General features: G+C 40.9%; 17 protein-coding genes and 1 pseudogene. 11 read left to right on the top strand and 7 right to left on the bottom strand.

Annotation, left to right across the window (positions count from 1 at the left end; translation table 11 throughout):
- Positions 1-75 precede the first annotated feature (75 nt).
- Both lpdA and hemH read left to right on the top strand, forming a co-directional pair.
- Positions 76-1,167 (top strand): annotated as a pseudogene (gene lpdA, locus QZT69_RS11300) (dihydrolipoyl dehydrogenase); the annotation flags it as partial.
- A gap of 221 nt (positions 1,168-1,388) precedes the next feature.
- Positions 1,389-2,408 (top strand): ferrochelatase, encoded by a 1,020-nt coding sequence (hemH, locus tag QZT69_RS11295; RefSeq protein WP_294674140.1) that lies wholly within the window; start codon positions 1,389-1,391, stop codon positions 2,406-2,408.
- Positions 2,409-2,714: 306 nt separating this feature from the next.
- On the opposite strand, the gene QZT69_RS11290 is transcribed toward hemH, so the two are convergent.
- The 3 genes from QZT69_RS11290 to QZT69_RS11280 all read right to left on the bottom strand — a co-directional run bounded on the left by QZT69_RS11290 (position 2,715) and on the right by QZT69_RS11280 (position 5,145).
- On the bottom strand, positions 2,715-3,371 hold the full coding sequence (locus tag QZT69_RS11290; protein ID WP_294674139.1) for a hypothetical protein: 657 nt from the start codon (positions 3,369-3,371) through the stop codon (positions 2,715-2,717).
- 182 nt (positions 3,372-3,553) lie between these two features.
- A complete protein-coding gene (locus QZT69_RS11285; RefSeq protein WP_294674137.1) occupies positions 3,554-4,297 on the bottom strand; it encodes a ZIP family metal transporter in 744 nt (247 codons plus the stop codon).
- Positions 4,294-5,145: a class I SAM-dependent methyltransferase gene (locus QZT69_RS11280; protein WP_294674136.1), complete on the bottom strand. Its 852-nt coding sequence runs from the start codon at positions 5,143-5,145 to the stop codon at positions 4,294-4,296. Before QZT69_RS11280 ends, QZT69_RS11285 begins: the two co-directional genes overlap by 4 nt.
- A 74-nt stretch (positions 5,146-5,219) precedes the next feature.
- On the opposite strand from QZT69_RS11280, the gene QZT69_RS11275 reads away from it, so the two are divergent.
- Genes QZT69_RS11275 through coaE form a run of 3 tightly spaced genes read left to right on the top strand, consistent with a single transcriptional unit; the run spans position 5,220 to position 6,786 of the window.
- A complete protein-coding gene (locus tag QZT69_RS11275; protein ID WP_294674134.1) occupies positions 5,220-5,777 on the top strand; it encodes a SiaB family protein kinase in 558 nt (185 codons plus the stop codon).
- A gap of 8 nt (positions 5,778-5,785) precedes the next feature.
- The gene (locus QZT69_RS11270; RefSeq protein ID WP_144332701.1) at positions 5,786-6,169 is read left to right on the top strand and encodes a DUF1987 domain-containing protein; all 384 of its coding nucleotides are present in this window, start codon (positions 5,786-5,788) and stop codon (positions 6,167-6,169) included.
- Between the two features lie 38 nt (positions 6,170-6,207).
- The gene (gene coaE / locus QZT69_RS11265; RefSeq protein WP_294674133.1) at positions 6,208-6,786 is read left to right on the top strand and encodes a dephospho-CoA kinase; all 579 of its coding nucleotides are present in this window, start codon (positions 6,208-6,210) and stop codon (positions 6,784-6,786) included.
- Positions 6,787-7,018: 232 nt separating this feature from the next.
- Here the strand turns inward: coaE and QZT69_RS11260 are convergent, their stop codons facing one another.
- Positions 7,019-7,678, bottom strand: coding sequence for a hypothetical protein (locus tag QZT69_RS11260; RefSeq protein ID WP_294674132.1), 660 nt, complete (start codon positions 7,676-7,678; stop codon positions 7,019-7,021).
- A gap of 79 nt (positions 7,679-7,757) precedes the next feature.
- Here QZT69_RS11260 and QZT69_RS11255 point away from each other — a divergent pair, with 79 nt between their 5' ends.
- A complete protein-coding gene (locus QZT69_RS11255) occupies positions 7,758-9,878 on the top strand; it encodes a S46 family peptidase (RefSeq protein WP_294674130.1) in 2,121 nt (706 codons plus the stop codon).
- Between the two features lie 123 nt (positions 9,879-10,001).
- On the opposite strand, the gene gldC is transcribed toward QZT69_RS11255, so the two are convergent.
- Together gldC and QZT69_RS11245 are read right to left on the bottom strand one after the other, a co-directional pair.
- On the bottom strand, positions 10,002-10,352 hold the full coding sequence (gene gldC, locus QZT69_RS11250; RefSeq protein ID WP_294674127.1) for a gliding motility protein GldC: 351 nt from the start codon (positions 10,350-10,352) through the stop codon (positions 10,002-10,004).
- 68 nt (positions 10,353-10,420) lie between these two features.
- Positions 10,421-11,446, bottom strand: coding sequence for a hypothetical protein (locus QZT69_RS11245; protein WP_294674124.1), 1,026 nt, complete (start codon positions 11,444-11,446; stop codon positions 10,421-10,423).
- A gap of 67 nt (positions 11,447-11,513) precedes the next feature.
- Here QZT69_RS11245 and QZT69_RS11240 point away from each other — a divergent pair, with 67 nt between their 5' ends.
- The 4 genes from QZT69_RS11240 to QZT69_RS11225 all read left to right on the top strand — a co-directional run bounded on the left by QZT69_RS11240 (position 11,514) and on the right by QZT69_RS11225 (position 16,339).
- Complete coding sequence (locus QZT69_RS11240; RefSeq protein WP_294674123.1) at positions 11,514-12,416, top strand: outer membrane beta-barrel protein; 903 nt, start codon at positions 11,514-11,516, stop codon at positions 12,414-12,416.
- A gap of 80 nt (positions 12,417-12,496) precedes the next feature.
- Positions 12,497-13,273, top strand: a complete 777-nt coding sequence (gene nadE / locus QZT69_RS11235; RefSeq protein WP_294674121.1) for an NAD(+) synthase — start codon at positions 12,497-12,499, stop codon at positions 13,271-13,273.
- Positions 13,270-15,525 carry a M48 family metallopeptidase gene (locus QZT69_RS11230; RefSeq protein WP_294674120.1) on the top strand — a complete coding sequence of 752 codons (2,256 nt, stop codon included), beginning with the start codon at positions 13,270-13,272 and terminating at the stop codon, positions 15,523-15,525. The genes nadE and QZT69_RS11230 overlap by 4 nt, the downstream gene beginning before the upstream one ends.
- Positions 15,515-16,339, top strand: a complete 825-nt coding sequence (locus tag QZT69_RS11225; protein WP_294674119.1) for a hypothetical protein — start codon at positions 15,515-15,517, stop codon at positions 16,337-16,339. The genes QZT69_RS11230 and QZT69_RS11225 overlap by 11 nt, the downstream gene beginning before the upstream one ends.
- A gap of 116 nt (positions 16,340-16,455) precedes the next feature.
- On the opposite strand, the gene QZT69_RS11220 is transcribed toward QZT69_RS11225, so the two are convergent.
- Positions 16,456-16,779, bottom strand: a complete 324-nt coding sequence (locus QZT69_RS11220; RefSeq protein ID WP_294674117.1) for a 2Fe-2S iron-sulfur cluster-binding protein — start codon at positions 16,777-16,779, stop codon at positions 16,456-16,458.
- A gap of 158 nt (positions 16,780-16,937) precedes the next feature.
- On the opposite strand from QZT69_RS11220, the gene QZT69_RS11215 reads away from it, so the two are divergent.
- A complete protein-coding gene (locus QZT69_RS11215; protein ID WP_294674115.1) occupies positions 16,938-18,374 on the top strand; it encodes a hypothetical protein in 1,437 nt (478 codons plus the stop codon).
- Positions 18,375-18,516 lie beyond the last annotated feature (142 nt).

Raw genomic sequence — 18,516 nt, 5'->3', positions numbered from 1 at the left:
TTTTTTTTTTCAAGCAGAAGACGGCATACGAGATGCTCAGGAGTCTCGTGGGCTCGGAGATGTGTATAAGAGACAGAAAATAAAGTGACTGTTTACCAGGGAGTAGGTTCATTTGTTGATAAAACAACGATCGCAATCAAGGACGAGAACGGGAACAGTACAAACATTACTGCAAAAAACACCATTATTGCTACCGGTTCGAAGCCAAATTTCTTCCCGGGAATGGAGCCGGATAAAAAACGCATCATTACTTCCACGGAAGCATTGAAAATGACTGAAATCCCGAAACGAATGATCGTGATCGGAGGTGGAGTAATCGGTTTGGAATTAGGATCTGTTTATGCCCGTTTGGGAGCAGAAGTGGAAGTGGTTGAATTTGCACCGAATATCCTTCCTACCATGGACCTTTCTTTAGGAAAAGAATTGACTAAGATCCTGAAAAAAGAAGGATTCAAATTCCATTTGGAACATAAGGTCCAAAAAGTAGAAAATACTGGAAATAGTGTGAAACTAACTGCTTTGAATAAGAAAAACGAAGAGGTAGTTTTAGAAGCGGATTACTGTTTGGTTGCTGTTGGACGTAAAGCATACACAGAAGGTTTAGGACTTGAGAATATCGGTTTAACGGCAAATAACCGCGGTCAGATAGATGTTAATGACCATTTGCAAACGGCAGTGCCGAATATTTACGCCATCGGTGATGTTGTTCGTGGAGCAATGCTTGCGCACAAAGCAGAAGAAGAAGGTGTAATGGTTGCCGAACAGTTGGCAGGACAAAAGCCACACATCAATTACAACCTGATTCCGGGAGTTGTTTATACCTGGCCCGAAATTGCTTCTGTCGGTAAGACGGAAGAAGAATTGAAAGCGGCAGGCGTAGAGTATAAGGCAGGTCAATTCCCTATGAAAGCTTTGGGTCGTGCACGTGCTTCTATGGATATTGCAGGATTTGTAAAGATTTTGGCTGATGCTAAAACCGATGAGGTCTTAGGGGTTCACATGATTGCGGCTCGTGCAGCTGATATGATCATGGAGGCGGTAACAGCAATGGAATTCCGCGCATCTGCAGAAGATATGTCCCGCATTTGCCACGGACACCCAACATTCTCCGAAGCAATTAAAGAAGCAGCTTTGGCAGCAACGGATAACAGAGCATTGCATATTTAAGATTCGAATCAACATGAAATAGAGAGCTCTTCCGGATACCCGGAAGGGCTTTGTTTTTTAAGAACATAGGAACATAGAACATATAAGGCAAAAGCAAGTGTTTTTCAAAAAAACTATGTGACCTATGTGCTCTATGTGGTTAATATATACCGAAAGAATGACATTTGTCATTACCCGTTCTTCACTTTTACGTATTTTTGTGAAGACTTTAAACAAATAAGATGAACAAAAAAATTGGAGTATTGTTGATTCAGCTGGGAACACCGGATAGTCCTAAAAACAGCGATGTTCGCCGCTATCTGAAGGAATTCTTAATGGATCCCCGGGTTATTGATATTCCATTCTTTTCGCGCTTATTATTGGTGCGTGGTATCATTGTTCCTTTCAGAACACCTAAGTCTGCTAAGATCTATAAAGAATTGTGGGACCTTGGAAACGGGAAATCCCCGCTTTTAACTTATACGGAAGAAGTGAAACGTTTGCTTCAAAAACGATTTGATTCTGAAGATGTAACGATAGAAATGGCTATGCGCTACCAAAATCCTTCCATGGAATCGGTGTTGGAACGCATGCGCAAGGCTAATTACGAACAGATTATCATACTTCCGTTGTTCCCGCAATATGCAAGTGCCTCAACAGGGTCTGCAATTGATAAAGCAATGGAAATCATCAAAAAATGGTGGGTGATCCCGGAAATTAAGATCATTTCCCAATTCTATAATCACGATGGTTACATTGATTCGATTGTGGAAAGAGCCAAAGAGTTCGATATTGCTTCTTACGACAAGATTATGTTCTCTTATCACGGACTTCCGGAAAGACAGGTTGATAAAGTATACGATTCCGGAGTGTGCAAAGACCACGATTGTGAAAAAGAGATTACGGAAGAAAATAAGTTCTGCTATAAAGCAACCTGTTATGCTACTACCCGCCTGATTGCTGCAAAACTCGGATTGAGCGAAGAACAATATGTGGTTAGTTTTCAATCCCGCTTAGATAAAAAATGGATTGAGCCTTTTTCCGACAAGATTATCGAGCAATGGGGTAAAGAAGGAAAGAAACGCGTATTGGCTTTCAGTCCTGCTTTCGTTGCAGATTGTTTGGAAACATTGATCGAGATAGGTGGCGAATACCAGGAAATCTTTGAAGAGCACGGAGGCGAAAAAGTACAACTGGTGCCAAGTTCAAACGATCACCCGAGATTTATCGATTGTTTGGAAGATTTGGTTCGGAAGGCATAGGTTTTTACTCCTCCAAAATTCACGCAACCAACTTTCAAAAATACGGATAGACATCCATTATTGATGGGGCAAGTCATATCTATTTGGTCCGCTGTAGTGCGAAGAGAGCAAGCCAGGTGCAAGAATGTAATCAGGAGTTTCCTTTTTGGATTTAAATAAAAAAAGCAGGAGCAGAAAACACGTAATGCTGAAACCGGCTAAGAAAAACATCTCTTTTGAATTGATAATTGACAATGTAAAATTAAAAAGGAGGATTGTTGTTTCAACGATTATCCTCCTTTTCAATGGTCAATTTTACATTTTCAATTAGTTAATTCCCGATTCAAACTCATCCATGGCACCTGCTCCAAACTGATCGTTTGACCATTTGTAAACCGGAAGCCCTTTTTTCAATTGAACGAAAGTAGGAAAGTGGGCGTCGGCTATTTTAACCGAAGCGTCAATATCTTCAGCCAGTGCGATGTCAAAATCACCGGCAATGAGCTCTTTATACAGGCTCAATTTTTGTTTGTTCGTTGTACAAACGGAGAAAAGCATTTTCACGGATGGATTGCGTTTTTTGATCTGCTTCAACCGGAAAATAGATTCCAGGCAAAAAGGACAGTCCGGAATAGTAACGATAAGCAGGTCGTATTTTTCATCCGTTTTTAGAGTGCTTGACTTTACTTCTGTTCCTTCTGAGCTGAAATCACCTTCGTAGATAGGGTGTAGCACAAATGCAGTGGCAAATGGCACCACAAAAAGAAGAAGCACGGCAAGTACTTTTACAATTTTCGGTTTGAATTTAAATCCTTTGCTGAAAGTGTAAGCCAGCAAAATACCTTCAATGACTGCTGTTACATAAGGAAGCAATTTGGACATGGTCCAGGAAAAGCCACCGTTCAATAACTCCATTTCGAATGATTTAAAGGAATAAATGGTAATTCCTGAAATGATTAGTATGATAAAGAAAATGATCTTCATGAGTTGATTTTTTAGGTAAAATTAAAAATTATCTGCTTGGTTCAAATGTTCAAATGTTCAAATGTTCAAATGTTCAAATGTTCAAATGTTCAAATGTTCAAATGTTCAAATAGATTCTCTTAAACAACTTTTCACTTTTCAATTGATCATTCTCAATTTTTGAACTTTTCAATCTTTTGAACTTAGATTAATCCTACGCTTAACCCAACTCCCAGTAAAATAGCTGTCAGCTTGGCAAGATTGAAACGATGGTTCTCATTGGTCTCAAAAATGATAGTCGTTGAAATATGCAGGAACATTCCCACAACCAAAGCCAATAAAATATCCATAAACGGAATGGAAGAATCCATCGGGATCAGTTTCCCGAAGATCAGCCCAAGAGGAGTCATCAATCCGAAAGCAATCAGCAGGATCCACGAAGTACTTGATTTGATCAGAGATTGCCTCAACAAGGTCATTAAGGCAATGGCAACCGGGAGCTGGTGTAAAATAATTCCAAGTAAAAGCGAGTTGTGGTGATGCCCGATTAAATGTTCGTGTGTGTGAGTATGCTCATGTATGGCATTGTTTGCCAAAGGAATTCCCTCGATGAATGAATGGACACTCAGAGAGATCAATAGTCCGTAAGGTATTTTTTTATTGGCATGTGCGTGGATATGGCCGTGTTCGATCCCCCCGGAAAAATATTCCAGGAATAGCTGTACCAGGAACCCGACAAGTACCCAAACTCCTATAGATGTATGCTGTTCGGCGTATAATTCCGGTAAAAAGTGGATAAAAGCAATTGCCAGAAGAAATCCGCCGCTGAATGCAAGTGAAAGTTTAATAAATCGAGCCTGGTTCTTTTTTTCCAGGAAAACGACCAATACTCCGCCGATAATAACAGACAGGATCAAAAAGAAAATGGTGGTAATGATTTCGCTCATTTCTTTTTGCAGATAAGGATTAAACGATCGGATTGTTCCAGGTCAAAAGCTTCCAGTTGATAATTACCGGCTAGTTGAACGATCTCAAAATGAGCATCGGCTAATAATTTTTCAAAATCACTTAATTCTAATGCCTGCACTTTTTCCTGGAAGAAATAGGATTTCCCATCGTGTTCGAAGGCAATTGTTTTAATGATGCGGCCGTTTACAACTTCTTTCTTTACGTGGAATACAATGTCACACTTTTTAATATCCTGGCGGAAGCGCTGATTTTGGATGATCTGAACTACTTTGTGAGCATTCATAAAATCAATTACCAGTATTCCGGGATCGATCAATGCATCATGTACACTCTTCAGAATTTTAGCGTTTTCACAAATGTCTTCGAAATACCCGAAGCTGGTAAAGAGGTTAAAAACGTATTGATAGTTCGCATCCAGTTTTTCACGCATGTCATGGACAAAGAAGGTCAGACTCGGATCGGAATGCTTTTTGGCTTCCTCAATGTTGTTGGGCGACAAATCGCAGCCTGAAACTTTTAAACCGAGTGAAGCCAGTGCCCGGGAATGTCTTCCTGCCCCGCAGGCAAGGTCTAATGCGCTTGATCCTGGTTCAGGATTTAGCAGAGCTACAAGTTTCGTCAGAAAATCATTGGCTTCCTGGTCGTTTCTTTGATCGTACAATACATGATAGAATGGAGAATCAAACCATGTGGAAAACCATTCCTTTTTTTTGTCTAAATGCATCATTGTTGCAAAAGTATAAAAAATTGCCTGAAACACATGCGTTTTAGGCCTGAAAGTTGGGCAGGTACTCAGGATATGAATTCCAATTGAAAATTCTACCATCTGCTCATTTTTTTCGTCGAATAGCAATTTTAGTTCGATAGGATTATTATATTTGTTCCACTTCGAAAACTACAATGATTAAAAACGATATCTACGAACTTTACCAAACAATGGAACGGGAAAACATCTTGTTATCATTTAAGGGGGTAGTTACGTCGGATCTGCTGTCATCGGTTCTTTCAATTATGGAATCTAAAATGGATTACATGGATGAATCTCCCAAGCTGAAGAAGAAGGTTTTCAATGTGTTAGTAGAATGTCTTCAAAATTTGTATCACCATATTGACTCAAATGAAGAACAAGATCGTAATTTTACAAAGATTGAAGTGAAATCAGCCTTGTTCATGATTGCGAAGAAGGACGACCATTTTGTCATTAGAACAGGAAATTATATTGATAATGAAAGCGCCATTGATTTGGAAAAGCGCCTGGATACCATCAATGGAATGGACAAAGACGAATTAAAAAAATATTACCAGGATGTGCTGAGCAATGGGACTTTATCCGATAAGGGAACAGCAGGTCTTGGTATGATTGATATTGCAAGAAAATCAGGAAATAAACTAGAGTACCAGTTTTTGCCAATAAACGATACGAACAGTTTTTTCTGCTTGAATATAAAAATTGATTAAGTAAGAATATGGAAAATTTACACCTAGAAGGATCAGCAAAAACACCTTCGATCCATTTTGATGCCGCTACTGGAAAACTTGAGTTGAAAGGTCGTTCTATTCCTGAAAACTCAGTGGAATTTTACAAACCCTTAAACGATTGGATTGATGCGTATGGGAAAGATCCGATTGCAGAAACATCCGTAGATGTTAAATTAGAATATTTTAATACCTCTTCTTCCAAGTGTATTTTGGATCTGTTCAAAAAGTTGGAAGCAATTTCCGGTTCTAAAACAAAGGTAGTTGTGAACTGGTTCTTTGAGGAAGATGACGAAGATATGGAGGAAGCCGGCCAGGACTACCAGGCAATTATCAGTTTGCCTTTCAATATCATTGAAGTAGAAGAAATTTAATTCGAATCCTCCGGTCAAGCGGGGGATTTTTTTGTTTTATGCCAAAAACAATCGGAATAACCGGGGGAATAGGTTCCGGAAAATCAATGGTTGCAAAAGTGCTGCAGTTGATGGGGTATCCCGTATATTCATCGGATCAGCGCGCAAAGGAAATCATGCAGGAAGATCAGGAACTGATTGCCGGTTTGAAAGAATTATTCGGTGAAGAAGCTTACCTGGATGCTAACCTGAACCGCCCGTACATTGCCGCTCAAATTTTTAAAGATTCCTCCAAAAGAACAGCAATGAACAACCTTGTCCACCCCGCTGTGAGAAAAGATTTTCAAAATTGGGTAAGCCGTCAGAAATCCGATCTTCTTTTCCAGGAATCTGCATTGCTTTTTGAAACAGGTAATTACCGTTCATTTGATGCCGTTATCCTGGTAAGTGCCCCGGAAAAAGTAAGAATGGAAAGGGTAAAAGAACGTGATCAGTTAACGGATGAGCAAGTACAATCCCGTTTCAATGCCCAAATGCCCGAAGAAGAAAAAATGAAACTGACCGGCCTGGTCGTTCAAAACGACGGAAACCACTTACTTGTCCCTCAAATCCTGGAAATAATCAAAAAGTTCCAATAAGAAAAAGCTTTAGCTTTTGATAATGGATTGAAAACTCTGCTAACCTCTGTGGAGACAAAAAAAGAGCCATATCAAAGGCATGGATATTATATTCTAAATAAAATCTGCGCAATCCGTGAGATCAGCGAGAAACAAAAAGAAAAAGAGCTGCACCGAAGGTGTAGATCTTGAAATCCTTTACGTTCTTACACCCTTTGCGGTTTTGTTTATCTGTGAGATCTGCGGGAAACTGTTACTCCACCTCCTCGTAATCATCAAAGTGATTATCCTGGCGGTTGTTGTTCCCGTTTTGAGGCCGGTCGTCATTATCGCGGTTTCTCCCGAAAGCTCTTCCTGAAAAGATCATGCTCAAAGCATTAAACATTCGCAGAAGCATCCCGATCGTGAAAAAGAATCCGACTACTTTAAAAATGAACCCGAAAATCGGAGTGTCCTCAATATCAATGATGTTTTTATAAAACCAGCTTGAGATCGCGTTCTCCGCAAATTCAGGTTTCCACAATAAAAAGCCGAATACCGCCATCGCCAGGGCAACAATCCCAAACTCCAATGCCATTTTCGGTTTGACTCCTTCTGTTAAAGCTCTTCCCTGGATTTGGATCGACATCATGGCTTTGAATTGCATGTTCTGCACTTTCCCGATAAAATACATCAAAAGGATCAATCCGGTGGTGATGGAAGTTGAAAGGTTTCCGTTCGGGTTATTCGTACAGAAAATAATAGCCACATCCGCAATGAGCAGGTATTGTACCGTTTTAAAGGCCAGGCTTAAAGGATAAGACATCGGTACACCGCCGCGAAGCAATACAAAACCGAATTTTAAAATTCCCCAAATGAAGCTGAAAATCGCTAAAATGACTCCCAGTCGAAAGATCAAACTGATAAATTCCACAGAGCAAAAATGCGAAAAAGGGTTGAATCTAACAACCCATTTTGGCAGGGTATTGGTATATTTGGGCAAAATTGTGAATATGAAAAACTGTTTGATCGCTTTTATCCTGTTTTTGGGCTTTGCTGTTCGTGCAGAAGAGGGAATGCTTATTCCTTCACTGCTACAGGCTTTTGAATCTGATATGAAAGCAAAAGGAATGAAACTATCTGCCGCGGATATTTATTCGGTAAACAATGCTTCCCTGAAAGATGCAATTATGCATTTTGGAGGCGGGTGTACGGCAGAATTGGTCTCGGACAAAGGATTGCTGCTGACAAACCACCATTGTGGATTGGATGCGGTGCAAAGACACTCGTCAACAGAACACGATTACCTGAAAAATGGTTTCTGGGCAAAGCAATTCAGCGACGAGCTTCCAAATGCCGGCCTGACTGCTACACGAATCGTGCGTATTGAAGATGTAACAGAAGCAATGATGTTCGGTGTCCAGGGATTGGAAGACGGGAATAAGATCGGGGAAGTGTTGAAACGAAACATGAAGAAACTGATTGAAGATGCAACCCGAGGCACACATTACCTGGGAGATGTCCAGGCATTCGACTACGGGAACAGTTTCTACCTGATGGTGAAAGAGGTCTTTACGGATGTACGTTTGGTTGGTGCGCCTCCAAGCTCTATCGGAAAATTTGGTGGAGATACGGATAACTGGGTTTGGCCGAGACATACCGGTGATTTCTCCGTATTCCGCGTGTATGCAGGGAAAGATAACAAGCCTGCAGCGTACAATGCTGAAAATGTTCCTTACACTCCGATCAAACATTTGAAAATTGCGTTCAATGATCGTAAGAAAGGTGATTTTACAATGGTTTATGGTTTCCCGGGTCAAACCGAACAACACCTTACTTCCGGGAACCTGAAATACTACATTGAAAAGCAGCGCCCGATGGAAATCGATATGCGTACGAAAAGCTTAGCTGTGATCAATGAGGCAATGACCAAGTCTGATTTGACACGTATTCAATACATGGCAAAGCAAGCACGTATTGCTAATGCCTGGAAGAAATACATCGGTCAGATTGATGGTTTGAAACAGCTGGACGCAGTTTCCCTGAAAAAGAAATTCGAAGCGGAATACATTGCAAAAGCAAATTCAAAGGAAGAATGGAATCAATATGCTCCGTTAATCGACAGGATGAATAAACTGGTGGATGAAAAAGGGGTGTATGAATACAATTACACCTTGTTTGTGGAGTATTTGTTCGTCGGGCCGGAATTTTTCCGTTTGGCAAGAGGTATGGAAGACCTGGAGCGCAATTACGGGAAGTACCGGACGAACAACGAATTGGATGCTAAAATCCAGAATTTGATTAAAGGTGCTGACGGATTCTTCAAGAATTATGATGCGAATGTGGACAAAGGAATTTTTGATGTGCAGACACCTGCTTTTAAGAATTACCTCGATAAGCGTTTCATGATCCCTTCATTGAACAACCCGAAATTGTCGGCTGAGATTTACTCCAGGTCAATTTTAGTGAATAAGGAGAAATACATTGCTTTTCTGAATAAATTGACCGAGAAATCATTCGCAAAACTGGCAAAAGATCCGGGCTACAAGTTGTTTGTGGAGAGTTTCTCCCTGATGCGTAATGAAATTGCGGCCGGAGCAAACGATTACAACATAGAAATGGAGGCCTTGCTAAAAGATTTCGTGGAAGGAAAACTGCTGATGTTCCCTGACGGAAAAAACTGGCCGGATGCCAATTCAACCTTGCGTGTAACCTACGGTCTGTTGGAAGGATCAGCTCCTGTTGACGGGATGGCTTATACAGAGCATACCACCCTGAAAGGAATGATAGATAAATACAACACCGGGAATCCGGATTTTGATTTGGATCCGAGGATGATTGAATTATACAATTCGAAGAATTATGGGAATTATTCCCAAAACGGAGAGCTTTGGGTGTGCTTTACAGGTTCCAATCATACCACCGGTGGGAATTCCGGATCACCTGTATTGGACGCAAACGGAAACCTGATGGGATTGAACTTCGACAGAAGCTGGGAAAGTACCATGAGTGATTTCTATTTTGACCCGAACAGATGCCGCAATATCGTTGTCGATATCCGCTATGTAATGTGGGTAATGGATGTTTACTGCGGCGCGAAGCATTTGGTGGATGAAATGGTATTGGTGAAGTAATTGAAAAAAACGTAGGGTCGCGATTAATCGCGACCCCACCAGACATCATGCATTATATAAAAACAGTAGGGGCGGTCCCGCACGTGTGGGATTCCGCCCCTACTGTTTTATTCCGTTTTTAAATTATTTCTCAGGCATAATATCCATCTTCTCTGCGAAGTGGTAGCAATAATCCCTTAAATCTTCCGTGATAAGCGTTTCTCCGGTTGCTTTTTCAAAGGTATCAGCCATTGTAAGCAGCGTTTGATGGAAAAACTGTTTCATCTCTTCGATCGACATATCTTTTGTCCAAAGATCAATTTTCATCGTGTTGTTATCTTCCGGGTTCCACAATGAAAGCATCATTGCTTTTGCCGGAGCATTCTTGATTCCGCCATCATCGGCAGACCAATGCATCTCTAAAGGTAAGTTGTTTGCGTTAAGCCCAATTTGTACGGTTATTGAAGATCGTTTGTTTACTATTTCCTCTTCCATCTTTTCTTTTTGTTATGATGTCGCAAAATTAATGATTCGAAACGAACTGAAACAGCAATTCCTGTTTCCTAATCGTCTATCTCGTATTCTGACAAGATTTCATTGTATGGTTTGTCCAACAATTGCTGCAAAGTTACATCATATTGTTCCATATAACTGGCAACAATGCGATAACCTAAGAATTGTCCCAGGCGGTCCGGTCCTTTTTGCGGAAGTCCGGAAGTAAAAGGTGCTTCCTGGAGGAATGCGGCCTGGTCTGTTTCACTTTTGGCAAACAGCATGTTTTGTTTCACAAGGTATTCCCAGAAGTTGCGTTCGTTCTTTAAAGCCCACTCGTAATCTGCTGTGTTGTATCTTAAAAGAATGTGCTCTTCCTGGTCCGGCAATGCTGCTTTGGTGAGGTACAGGATTTTTCCCCACTGAATGATTGCTTCAATGTTATTGGCATCTTTCGCCGGTTCGCAGATATGGGTCAGGACCCATGCGCAAACAGCATCCCGCTCCAGGTATTCCGGTTCCATGGCTTCTTTGATCCATTCGTAGAAAACATCCCCCGGGAGCTCCTTGATAACATCCGTTTTGGCCCCTAAATAACGTTCCAGTCCAACTCCAATCTCGTTTTCGGTACAATACATACTTGACGAAAAGAAAGAGTTCATGAAAAGGATTGTTTTCGGAAGTTTTGCTTTAGGCAGATGCACCTGAATGCGTTTGAAACCGTCTTCAATCGTTTTTTTAGAAGCCGCGGTGTTTGGAAATTTTTCACGGATTCTTTTGGATAGACGCTTGTAATATGGGTTGTGCGTGAAATCGAGCCAGTTTGCCTGGAAAGCAGTGTCCTTTGGAAGCCCGGTTTTGTAACAGTAATAAAATTGGTAGTCTATGATCTCCGGGTATTTTTGCGACAAATTGAAAATTTCAGAACCCAGTTGTTCTTCCGGAGTTTGTGTAATAATACTGTCCAAATGAACACTTTCCAATCGGTAGTTGCTTTTTGAGATGTCTATATCCCGTAAATTGTCCGAACAGGATTGGATTGTAATCAGGACAGCTGCTGCTAAAAAAAGAGCTCCGGTTTTTCGCGTAAATTTCATATTGGTCAAAAATAATCATTCTAGTCTCATTGAAAGAAACTATATTTGGTTCACTTTTAGATAACTTATGAAAAGATTAATAGTAACATGTTTGGCGGTGACTTTTTCAGCTGCCGTTTTTGGACAAGCGGATGATTCCGGGAAAAAAGTGAACATGGGAATCGCCTACCAGCTGGGATTGAACTTTACAAAACCAGGTACGAAAAGAATCGATAAAGATGGAGTAGGTGTTCAAAACGCATTCGGGTTAAATATCAATTTCAACTTCAATGAAAATATTGGATTTGCTACCGGATTAGAGTTCGATTTTGAGTCCTATAAAGTTTCCATGAATACCTTGAACGGGACTAATTATTACCTGTACAGTGATAGTAAGATCATTCAGGAAGAAGACTTGGGTGAAAACTATGTAGATATCGGTAAATACAAGGTATTCGAGCTTACTGGGAGAAAGTACAAAAATATTTATGCGACCATTCCCACGATGCTGACATTCCGGACAAATGCCTTAGGTGATTTCCGTTACTATGGAAAGTTCGGAGCAAGAACAAGCTTCCTGATAAAATCAACCCGAAATGATGTTGGGAATATTTTTGGTCTTGTTGGCGGCGGCACGGTTACTGGAGCAGATATTGATGATATCATTTTAAATCCGTCATCCTATACAAAATCAACTTCAGAAATGGAAGGAATGAAGACACCTTACGGAAATGATGTGAGCTTTATCCGTTGTTCCTTAGGTTTGGCCGGTGGAGCACAATGGAATTTTACCGGAAACACGATGCTGTTTGCTGAATTAGGATTCTATTACGGGTTGACTCCGATCAATATTGAAGGTGGAGGGAAAAACAAGACTATGTTTAATAGAAATCCGGGGAGCTCTACAAGCATTGCAGATGGTTCAAGTGATTATTTCGGTTTGAAGACGACACAAACTCAGTTTTGTTTGAAAATCGGTATTTTGTTCTAATACATACAGAATTAGTTCTTAGAAATCCTGTTCTGGCTTAGCCGGGACGGGATTTTTTTTTATTTTTACTAACGAGATTTATGGAAAAAGAACTAGAAGTAATCGATTATATATCAAATTGGTTGAAGCAATATGCTTTAAATGCAGGAGTAAACGGATTTATCATTGGAATATCGGGCGGGGTAGATAGCGCAGTCACTTCTGCACTTTGTGCCAGAACCGGATTGAAGGTATTTGTTTTGAACATGCCTATCCGCCAAACAAAAGCGGAATTCGGAAGAGCAGCTGAGCACATTGACTGGCTGCAGACCAATTTCCCAAATGTAGAAGCACATACTATCGATCTGACAGATACTTTTCATCAGCTGGAGAAAACAGTTCCGGCAGATACGGTGGCCAATCACCTTGCAATGGCAAATACCCGGGCAAGGCTGAGAATGACAACGCTTTATGCAGTAGGACAAACACACGGACTCCTCGTTGCCGGAACAGGCAATAAAATTGAGGATTTCGGGGTCGGGTTTTTCACAAAGTACGGAGATGGGGGAGTTGATATAAGTCCTATTGCGGATTTAACCAAGACAGAAGTCTTCGAATTGGCAGGAGCATTAAATATCGTGGAATCCATTTTGACAGCCAAGCCTACAGACGGTTTGTGGGAAGACGGGCGCTCGGATGAAGATCAGATGGGAGCAACTTACCCTGAATTGGAGTGGGCAATGGATTTTAGCGGAAATGAGGAAACACTGACTCAGCGGCAAAAAGAAGTCCTGGAGATCTATCGCAGACTGAACAGACTGAATAAGCACAAAATGGAACCGATACCGGTTTGTATACTTCCTAAAAACATTAAATGATTAAAAAGGGGACAAACCTGTTAGTATGCGCATTGATTGTGGTCTTCCAGTCGATCGGGCAAAGTGATTTCAACAACTACCAGCCACTGCGAAGCAGAGGTCCTGTTCCCAAAGATTTTTCTACTTCCACACTTGCAAAAATTAAACAGGATAACCGGGAGGACCTGAAATCCCTGAACGGAAATAAGGAGGATTTCTTTGTTGAGCAGATCAATTATTCGATAGATGAAATCCTGCGTTCCGGAAATGTTACTTTCGGAGATACAATCAGTAAATATATCCAGCAGTTGGGAGATAGGCTGATTGCCGGAGAAACAGACCTGAAAGGGAAACTGCGTTTTTATGTATACAATTCCACTGAGGCAAATGCTTTTTCGACCAGGCAGGGAATCGTATTTGTAACCACCGGATTAATTGCTCAATTGACCTCCGAAGCACAGCTTGCATTTGTGTTGTCACATGAGATTATCCATTACCAGGAACATCACGTGTTAGATCTGTTCGAATATGCAACCAGGGAAAAGTTCTATTCCTACAACGAGAAAGCACGATTTTTAAGTAATTATTCTCGCGAGAATGAGCTTGAAGCGGACCGACTGGCAGTTAAGATGGTCCATGATGCGGGGTACAGATCAAGTGAGATCAACAAAACATTTGATGTACTGCTGTATTCCTACCTGCCGTTTGAGGAAATGAAGCTGGATAAAACCTATTTCAATACCGCTGAAATGTACGTTCCGGAGATGTATTTCGACTTCAAAAGAAATGAGATCTCTGCAAAGTTTAAGTACAACGATTATTTAATGTCCCACCCGAACTTAGCAAAACGCAAAGAACAGGTGACCGATCAGGTGGGCAAATTCAAGGACTGGGAAAAGCAGATCCTTTATGAAGACAGCCTGCAGTTTTTTTATATCCGTGATGTAGCCAGGTTCGAGTATGTTTTAAATAAAGTATACGAAGATGAGCCTGTCGAAGCATTATACGCCATTTACATCCTGGAGAAAAAATACCCGGAATCAACCTTCCTGAAAAATTATAAATCGCAGGCATGGCTGGATGTTATGAAGTTGACGGTAAAAAAAGAAAATACTTCCTATTCCCCATATTCCTATTCATTGAACCGGAAAAAGCAGCGCTATTATGAAGGACAGATTTCTATCCTGAACCAGTTCATTATGGTACTTCCTAAAACAGGTAAACTGGTCATGGGACTGCGCAATATTTATGACGTTTATCAATCGGATACCACGAATAGTATAGCCAGGAAGTGTTACGAAACGGCCATTCAACTGCTGGTTAAAAGCGATGATTTTGAGACCGAAAAGTTCTCGTCAAGAAATTTCACGGAAACGCTGGCTTACCTGAGAAGTCTGAAACAGGATACTTCATCCAAATCCCAGCTGCATGCTGCAGAATGGGATAAATACGCGGTTATTGAAAATCAGTCGAAAGGTGTAACCGAGGATTTCGGAATTGATTCCACGAAGTTTTACATGTACGGGATTTCAGATATTATCCGGGACAGCAATTTTGTGAAAGAGTTTAAGCATTCAGCCCTCAAAAAGAACCTTTTGGATAAGGACAATGATGATTTTAATCTAATGACAGATGCCGAGCAGGAAGAGGCGGAATATTTCAAATATGATAACGAAGTCCATCTGAATATGGATTCCATGCTGGTGTTTCAGCCAGCTATTTTCGAAACCAACAGAACTGAAATTGATGTTTTTAAAACATTCCGGACACGGGATTTGGTCTTTCGGGAGATCTATTCCAATGCTGAAGATCTGGATATTCAGGTAAAAAGTCTGAGCCTGAATCAGCTGGAAACATTAAGTGCAGATGATTGGAACGACTATTCGATTCTTCAACGAAGCTTAACTCGCGCAATCACAGATCATGAAAATGATTATTTTGTCCTGGATGTACCGAACCTGAACGGAATCCATTCAAAATTCAAAACCGGGAAATTGCTGTTCATGGAATACCACCACATGTATTCTCCTGATCTGAACTTCGGAAATGTAGCATTGTTTACAGTATTGCTTCCGGTGGGATTGGTTTACTTTCCGATAGCAATCCTTTCAGGACATTACTCCGATTGGCAGTTTTATGTGCTGGACCTTAAAACCGGGGAATTGGTATTGGACAGATCTTACTACGTTAATGAACCCGCATCAAAACACAATATTGGTTCCCGTTTAAATGGAATGTTTCATCAATTAAAACAAACAAAGAATGATTATTAGAAAAACACTCCTTTGTTGGTTATTGTTGGTATGCGCTTCATTCTCCGGAGCCCAGGAAGTCGGGTATTACGGACACCGCATTTTTTTGGAATTGGACGGACAGGGGCAGATTCCGCTGCTTCAAAATATCTTCGGCGAACGAAAAGGTTATGTTTCGAAGGGCGGAACCCTGAATAGCTCTTACAACTTACTGGATGTAGCATACAGAGCGAGTTTGAACGTGGCAATTACCGAGCCGGTAGGTTTCGGGATAGAATTCTCTCAGCGGTTCTACAAAGTGAACCTGCAGTCGATCGATGAAATTACACGCAATTACAAAGATTCAAGCGGAGTAATGATTACGGAATACCTGCCTGCAAAAGTTGCTTACCTTCCAATCAGGGAAACCGTATTTATGCCGAAACTATTTGTTGCTCTCAATGATAGCCGCGTACCTTGTGGTTTTGCCAGTGAAATCGGGATCGGGTACTCGTTGATCCAATTCCCGCAACGGGACCTGGAAGTTGAATTGCTGGACCAGCAGCAACCGGATCAGACTGCACAAGTCAAAGACAAACTACTGGATTCACGTGCTGAAGAGTTCCGCGGATTGGTCTTTATGTATGGCTTCCGTATGAATTACCCACTTACAAAAAGAGTGTTGTTCCACATCGGTTTCCGTTATCAGTACGCCATGCAGTTCAATAAAAAGAAATTCCGCCGCATGGATGAGTCTGAATATTGGTTCTCCGGAAGAGAAATATGGTCGAAAGTCAATCTGAGAAGACAACTCGGGATCTTTAGTTTCGGCACCGGGCTTACATTTACCTTGTAATTACGAATTCCTGATTTGGAATCAACGCACGAATGCTAAGCTGGAAAACAAATTAAATCCATTAACTCGAATTTTTAATTCGTAATTCGGCATTCGTAATTAGGAATTACCACGAATTATTCCGCTTCGGGTGCCAATCTTAGTACAATCCCGTCAATTTCCTCCGAAATAGGAATCTGGCATCCCAACCGGCTGTTTGGCTTCACGAAAAATGCCTGATCCAGCATATCCAGCTCAGCATCACTTTGCTCCTCCAAAGGTGTGTCGGATTCCAGGTAACACTGACAAGTAGCACACATTGCCATTCCACCGCATTCACCCTTTACCGGAAGTTCGTAAGCTTTACAAAGTTCCATGATATTCATGTTCATGTCTGTAGGAGCGTCCAATACGTGTTCAACTCCTTCGCGGTCGATAATTGTTACCTTAATGTCTGCCATTGCATAGAATTTGCTGCAAAGGTACTAACTAACCCGATTTCAACATAGAATTCTTCTGAAATTTCAGGAGTAAACAAACTGATGGTGTCTTACTTTCGTTAACTCTTTTTAAACTCTGATCCTAAAAATACTATTTTTAAGAAACTAAAATTCCCTTCATGCGGCTCCTGATCTCATTTTTTCTTTCATTTTCATTCTGTTTCTCACTCTGTCTGGCGCAATCCAATACCTGGACAGAGAACTCCGAGTTTTTTAAGGATAAATCGCCTTACCAGGTTGGCAGCTACCTTTTTGAAGACGGATCTTTTCAGTTGAGCGAAGGAAATTACCGCTTTAAGTTCAATAACCAGGGAATGCTGGATCGTAGTTTAATCCAGGAAATTGTAGAAATGGAAGGGACTTCTGATCAGAAAACAAGTGGCTGTACTGCTTTCGATCTAAAAAAGAACGTTCGTTATACCCTGGCTGACAATATCATTCATATAGAACGCATGTTTCCGGATCGGAACAACGAGTATAAGGCTATTCCACTCGAAAAACAGGAACACCTGGTGAAAAGCGTCTGGGACGAGTATTCCAATAATTCAAACCATGTGGATGCCGGCATTATTACTGCCATTGACGGAAAAGTAATCCTGTATCAAACCTATTTCGCCATTTCTGCAAATACACATCCAGGAATGTTCAAGCCGAAAGGGATCAATACGTATATGAGGCTGAGTATCGTAAACCTGGAAGATTACTCTGTTTCATACGAATACGTGCTGATCGATGTATACAATCCGGATTACGGAAAAAAGAAAGAAGTGTTGGATTTGTTCGATTTCAAGTGTATTGGATTGAATGCGAAACAGGAATTGCTCTTCAGTATCAGTAAAACTTCCTTTAAGGACAGGGATGCTCCGCTGCTTACATTGAGCGACTATAAAGGAGTCGATTATTGTAAATCCGGAATAGATGTTTGGACGGTTAACTTAAGAGATTATTCCCAAAAGAAAGTCTATTCGACCGTGATTGAATCTCCAAAGAACGCTTCATCCGTGAGTTTGAATTTTGGTAATGAAGGCTGGTTATTGAGCTGGACAGAGCCAAGAGAAGAGTTTTACACCTTTCATGCACGCCGATTTAAACTTGACAGAGACTACGATGTACTGGAAACAACAGTTCATTTTCCGTCGCAGGAATTTAAGCTGGAAAAATCCCACACACCCAATATCCGCGTTTACAAAGATTTGATGGGAAGGGAATGGTATTGTACAGCTATCCCGAATGATCCGAAGATCTTTATGATGGATGAAAATTCCAAACTGAAAGTATGGAACAACGACTTATTGAAATGGGATCTGAACAAGAACTTTGTATTATCGGATGCTGATTTGTTGTGCCTTCCCTGCTTGAAAGATCTTTCTTCACAGGAGATCCGAATGCTGAGTGATCTGCCGGAAGCCATTTCGTCAACAGCGCCGCATACCCGTATCTTGAAACTGAGAAAGATCGGGAATTCGATCCTTGTTTTACACCTGGAAAGTTTGGATGAACCGAAGAATTTGAAAATGAAACAACTGTTCCTGAAAACGGGGAAAATAGCATTATAAGTGATCCGGCAGTCATCCAAAAAGATGTACTGCCGAACCTATATATAGTCGAGGATAGACAGCAACGGAAAGCTTTCGACATTACAGAAACTATAGTTAATCTGAATTTGATTAATTCTTATTGAGAATATTACTTTTACAC

It is taken from the genome of uncultured Fluviicola sp. (assembly GCF_902168135.1).
Taxonomy (GTDB): domain Bacteria; phylum Bacteroidota; class Bacteroidia; order Flavobacteriales_D; family Crocinitomicaceae; genus Fluviicola.
The sequence above is the reverse complement of the archived record's forward strand: the minus strand, read 5'-3'. Positions and strand labels throughout refer to the sequence as shown.